Annotated in this window: 2 tRNA genes and 3 rRNA genes; all 5 read left to right on the top strand. The window is 50.5% G+C overall.

The features are described 5' to 3' along the window. The first annotated feature begins 421 nt into the window (after positions 1–421). The 5 genes from ASE52_RS08165 (at position 422) to rrf (ending at position 5753) form a co-directional block, all read left to right on the top strand. A 16S ribosomal RNA gene (locus ASE52_RS08165) occupies positions 422–1954 on the top strand. A 91-nt stretch (positions 1955–2045) separates the two neighbouring features. After that, positions 2046–2122: transfer RNA gene (locus ASE52_RS08160), tRNA-Ile, on the top strand. 53 nt (positions 2123–2175) lie between these two features. Further along, a tRNA-Ala gene (locus ASE52_RS08155) sits at positions 2176–2251 on the top strand. A gap of 367 nt (positions 2252–2618) precedes the next feature. After that, a 23S ribosomal RNA gene (locus ASE52_RS08150) occupies positions 2619–5497 on the top strand. A gap of 143 nt (positions 5498–5640) precedes the next feature. Further along, positions 5641–5753, top strand: a 5S ribosomal RNA gene (rrf, locus tag ASE52_RS08145). Together the 16S, 23S and 5S rRNA genes with 2 tRNA genes alongside form the textbook arrangement of a ribosomal RNA operon. The last annotated feature ends 12 nt before the right edge of the window (positions 5754–5765 follow it).

Below are 5765 nucleotides of genomic sequence, written 5' to 3'. Positions count from 1 at the left end.
AGGCCTTGTTGCTGCAGGGGCTGAGAAGGTGGTGAAGAAAGTTTGGTTTTGAGTTGTAGGTGGTGTAAAAACCGGTATATAATTCAAGGCTTCGCTGAGTAGAGCAGGGTGTTGCAAGACGCTGGGTTTGAAGGGTGATGAAAACGAAAAAGTTTTCAAAAGTTTGACAGTTCTTCAAAAACTGTGCTAGAATTCAAGGCTCAGCTGATCGCAGCTAAGTCGGGAAAACAAAGAAAGACTTCGGTCTTTGTGAGTGATCCGGTTCATTAAAAATATACAGCCGATAAGCGTGGGCGTTTGATGGCGAGTGCCAAGTTCTTTGGAACTAGTGCTTAGCACTACAAACGCTCATGAGAGAGAAGTGAAGTTCACTTCAATTCTTAATTATGAGTTGCTCGAAAGAGCGAAAAAAATCAAGATCGAACTGTAGAGTTTGATCCTGGCTCAGATTGAACGCTGGCGGCATGCCTTACACATGCAAGTCGAACGGTAACAGGTCTTCGGATGCTGACGAGTGGCGAACGGGTGAGTAATACATCGGAACGTGCCCGATCGTGGGGGATAACGGAGCGAAAGCTTTGCTAATACCGCATACGATCTACGGATGAAAGCAGGGGACCGCAAGGCCTTGCGCGGACGGAGCGGCCGATGGCAGATTAGGTAGTTGGTGGGATAAAAGCTTACCAAGCCGACGATCTGTAGCTGGTCTGAGAGGACGACCAGCCACACTGGGACTGAGACACGGCCCAGACTCCTACGGGAGGCAGCAGTGGGGAATTTTGGACAATGGGCGAAAGCCTGATCCAGCCATGCCGCGTGCAGGATGAAGGCCTTCGGGTTGTAAACTGCTTTTGTACGGAACGAAAAGACTCTGGTTAATACCTGGGGTCCATGACGGTACCGTAAGAATAAGCACCGGCTAACTACGTGCCAGCAGCCGCGGTAATACGTAGGGTGCAAGCGTTAATCGGAATTACTGGGCGTAAAGCGTGCGCAGGCGGTTATATAAGACAGATGTGAAATCCCCGGGCTCAACCTGGGAACTGCATTTGTGACTGTATAGCTAGAGTACGGTAGAGGGGGATGGAATTCCGCGTGTAGCAGTGAAATGCGTAGATATGCGGAGGAACACCGATGGCGAAGGCAATCCCCTGGACCTGTACTGACGCTCATGCACGAAAGCGTGGGGAGCAAACAGGATTAGATACCCTGGTAGTCCACGCCCTAAACGATGTCAACTGGTTGTTGGGTCTTCACTGACTCAGTAACGAAGCTAACGCGTGAAGTTGACCGCCTGGGGAGTACGGCCGCAAGGTTGAAACTCAAAGGAATTGACGGGGACCCGCACAAGCGGTGGATGATGTGGTTTAATTCGATGCAACGCGAAAAACCTTACCCACCTTTGACATGTACGGAATCCTTTAGAGATAGAGGAGTGCTCGAAAGAGAACCGTAACACAGGTGCTGCATGGCTGTCGTCAGCTCGTGTCGTGAGATGTTGGGTTAAGTCCCGCAACGAGCGCAACCCTTGTCATTAGTTGCTACATTTAGTTGGGCACTCTAATGAGACTGCCGGTGACAAACCGGAGGAAGGTGGGGATGACGTCAAGTCCTCATGGCCCTTATAGGTGGGGCTACACACGTCATACAATGGATGGTACAAAGGGTCGCCAACCCGCGAGGGGGAGCCAATCCCATAAAGCCATTCGTAGTCCGGATCGCAGTCTGCAACTCGACTGCGTGAAGTCGGAATCGCTAGTAATCGTGGATCAGAATGTCACGGTGAATACGTTCCCGGGTCTTGTACACACCGCCCGTCACACCATGGGAGCGGGTTCTGCCAGAAGTAGTTAGCCTAACCGCAAGGAGGGCGATTACCACGGCAGGGTTCGTGACTGGGGTGAAGTCGTAACAAGGTAGCCGTATCGGAAGGTGCGGCTGGATCACCTCCTTTCTGGAAAACTGCATTCAATATTGAACGCCCACACTTATCGGTTGTTGGAACAAGCTGCTGACTTGCGAAGTCATTCGCAAGGATGTGGAATGGGTCTGTAGCTCAGCTGGTTAGAGCACTGTGTTGATAACGCAGGGGTCGTTGGTTCGAGCCCAACTAGACCCACCAAATTCCAATGGACGGATAGCTGCAGAGAAATTTGCGGGGATGAAGACCGGATTGGGGGATTAGCTCAGCTGGGAGAGCACCTGCTTTGCAAGCAGGGGGTCGTCGGTTCGATCCCGTCATCCTCCACCAACAACAAATAGTGAGTAGAGATTACTCAACACCAAAGCGGCTTTGGATCAGAAATGATGCGAGGCTGTTTTGTTGTTGATCAATATCGATTGATCAATCGGCTGTTCTTTAAAAATTCATAGAGTCGAATCAGAGTTGCTAGCGGAAACTGCACATTCGTAAAGGTTTAGTGCAGACCGTGCCGCTAGCAACAAGAATTTTTGATTGCGTCAAAACGAATATTCAAACCTAGTTTGAAATTCTTAAGTAATACGATGACAACTCGAAAGGGTTGAAGTTGTTTACGGCATAACGCGTCAGGTGAAAGACCTGGCAAGTCCTTGAAAAATTAGACGGCGGTGTTTCGCAAGAAACGTCAAAGTTATAGGGTCAAGTGACTAAGAGCATGTGGTGGATGCCTTGGCGATTACAGGCGACGAAAGACGTGATAGCCTGCGATAAGCTTCGGGGAGCTGGCAAATAAGCTTTGATCCGGAGATTTCTGAATGGGGAAACCCACCTCGTAAGAGGTATCGCATGATGAATACATAGTCATGCGAGGCGAACCGGGTGAACTGAAACATCTCAGTAGCTCGAGGAAAAGACATCAACCGAGATTCCGAAAGTAGTGGCGAGCGAAATCGGAAGAGCCTTCTATTGATAGCACGACTGTTAGCAAAACGGAATGGAAAGTCCGGCCATAGCAGGTGATAGCCCTGTATGCGAAAACAGACGTGTGGTACTAAGGTAGAGACAAGTAGGGCGGGACACGAGAAATCCTGTCTGAATATGGGGGGACCATCCTCCAAGGCTAAATACTCGTAATCGACCGATAGTGAACCAGTACCGTGAGGGAAAGGCGAAAAGAACCCCGGGAGGGGAGTGAAATAGATCCTGAAACCGCATGCTTACAAAAAGTAGGAGCCCGCAAGGGTGACTGCGTACCTTTTGTATAATGGGTCAGCGACTTACATTCAGTGGCAAGGTTAACCGAATAGGGAAGCCGTAGAGAAATCGAGTCCGAATAGGGCGAATCAGTCGCTGGGTGTAGACCCGAAACCAAGTGATCTATCCATGGCCAGGATGAAGGTGCCGTAACAGGTACTGGAGGTCCGAACCGACTAGTGTTGCAAAACTAGCGGATGAGCTGTGGATAGGGGTGAAAGGCTAAACAAACTTGGAAATAGCTGGTTCTCTCCGAAAACTATTTAGGTAGTGCCTCAAGTATTACCGTCGGGGGTAGAGCACTGTTTAGGCTAGGGGGTCATGGCGACTTACCAAACCTATGCAAACTCCGAATACCGACGAGTACAGCTTGGGAGACAGAGCACCGGGTGCTAACGTCCGGACTCAAGAGGGAAACAACCCAGACCGCCAGCTAAGGTCCCTAAAATTGGCTAAGTGGGAAACGAAGTGGGAAGGCTAAAACAGTCAGGATGTTGGCTTAGAAGCAGCCATCATTTAAAGAAAGCGTAATAGCTCACTGATCGAGTCGTCCTGCGCGGAAGATGTAACGGGGCTAAGCCAGTTACCGAAGCTGCGGATTTGCAATTTATTGCAAGTGGTAGGAGAGCGTTCTGTAGGCCTGTGAAGGTGTCTGGTAACGGATGCTGGAGGTATCAGAAGTGCGAATGCTGACATGAGTAGCGTTAAAGGGGGTGAAAAGCCCCCTCGCCGTAAGCGCAAGGTTTTCTACGCAACGTTCATCGGCGTAGAGTGAGTCGGCCCCTAAGGCGAGGCAGAGATGCGTAGCTGATGGGAAACAGGTCAATATTCCTGTACCGATCAATAGTGCGATGTGGGGACGGAGAAGGTTAGCTCAGCCAACTGTTGGATATGTTGGTTCAAGCCTGTAGTCGTGCCTGGTAGGCAAATCCGCCGGGCTTAGATGAGGGGTGATAACGAGTCTGCTTGCAGACGAAGTGAGTGATACCCTGCTTCCAGGAAAAGCCACTAAGCTTCAGCTATTGACGACCGTACCGCAAACCGACACTGGTGCGCGAGATGAGTATTCTAAGGCGCTTGAGAGAACTCAGGAGAAGGAACTCGGCAAATTGATACCGTAACTTCGGGAGAAGGTATGCCCCAAGTAGGTGAACCTGTACAAGGCGAGCCCAACGGGGTTGCAAAAAATCGGTGGCTGCGACTGTTTAATAAAAACACAGCACTCTGCAAACACGAAAGTGGACGTATAGGGTGTGACGCCTGCCCGGTGCTGGAAGATTAAATGATGGGGTGCAAGCTCTTGATTGAAGTCCCAGTAAACGGCGGCCGTAACTATAACGGTCCTAAGGTAGCGAAATTCCTTGTCGGGTAAGTTCCGACCTGCACGAATGGCGTAACGATGGCCACACTGTCTCCTCCTGAGACTCAGCGAAGTTGAAATGTTTGTGATGATGCAATCTCCCCGCGGAAAGACGGAAAGACCCCATGAACCTTTACTGTAGCTTTGTATTGGACTTTGAACAGATCTGTGTAGGATAGGTGGGAGGCTTTGAAGTGAGGTCGCTAGATCTCATGGAGCCAACGTTGAAATACCACCCTGGTGTGTTTGAGGTTCTAACCTAGGTCCATTATCTGGATCGGGGACAGTGCATGGTAGGCAGTTTGACTGGGGCGGTCTCCTCCCAAAGCGTAACGGAGGAGTTCGAAGGTACGCTAGTTACGGTCGGACATCGTGACGATAGTGCAATGGCATAAGCGTGCTTAACTGCGAGACTGACAAGTCGAGCAGATGCGAAAGCAGGACATAGTGATCCGGTGGTTCTGTATGGAAGGGCCATCGCTCAACGGATAAAAGGTACTCTGGGGATAACAGGCTGATACCGCCCAAGAGTTCATATCGACGGCGGTGTTTGGCACCTCGATGTCGGCTCATCTCATCCTGGGGCTGTAGCCGGTCCCAAGGGTATGGCTGTTCGCCATTTAAAGAGGTACGTGAGCTGGGTTTAAAACGTCGTGAGACAGTTTGGTCCCTATCTTCCGTGGGCGCTGCAGATTTGAGGAAGCCTGCTCCTAGTACGAGAGGACCGGAGTGGACACACCTCTGGTGTATCGGTTGTCACGCCAGTGGCATTGCCGAGTAGCTAAGTGTGGAAGAGATAACCGCTGAAAGCATCTAAGCGGGAAACTCGTTTCAAGATGAGATCTGCCGGGGCCTTGAGCCCCCTAAAGAGTCGTTCAAGACCAGGACGTTGATAGGTCAGGTGTGGAAGCGCAGTAATGCGTTAAGCTAACTGATACTAATTGCTCGTGCGGCTTGACCCTATAACTTTGATAGCCAACACACGAAAGTGTGAGAAGCTCAAAGATTGTTATGCCAAGTTGACGCAGTCAAAAGACACAAAATCTGATTCCAAACTCTATGAATTCGCCAGGCTGTTCCATGAACAGCCCAGCACCAAGTTATGCCTGATGACCATAGCAAGTTGGTCCCACTCCTTCCCATCCCGAACAGGACAGTGAAACGACTTTGCGCCGATGATAGTGCGGGTTCCCGTGTGAAAGTAGGTCATCGTCAGGCTCTTACAGCCCA

Origin of the sequence: Acidovorax sp. Root275 (assembly GCF_001428965.1) — a bacterium.
GTDB classification, from domain to species: Bacteria; Pseudomonadota; Gammaproteobacteria; order Burkholderiales; family Burkholderiaceae_C; genus Acidovorax; species Acidovorax radicis.
Note: the sequence above shows the minus strand (reverse complement) of the source record. Positions and strands in the feature narration are given on the sequence as shown.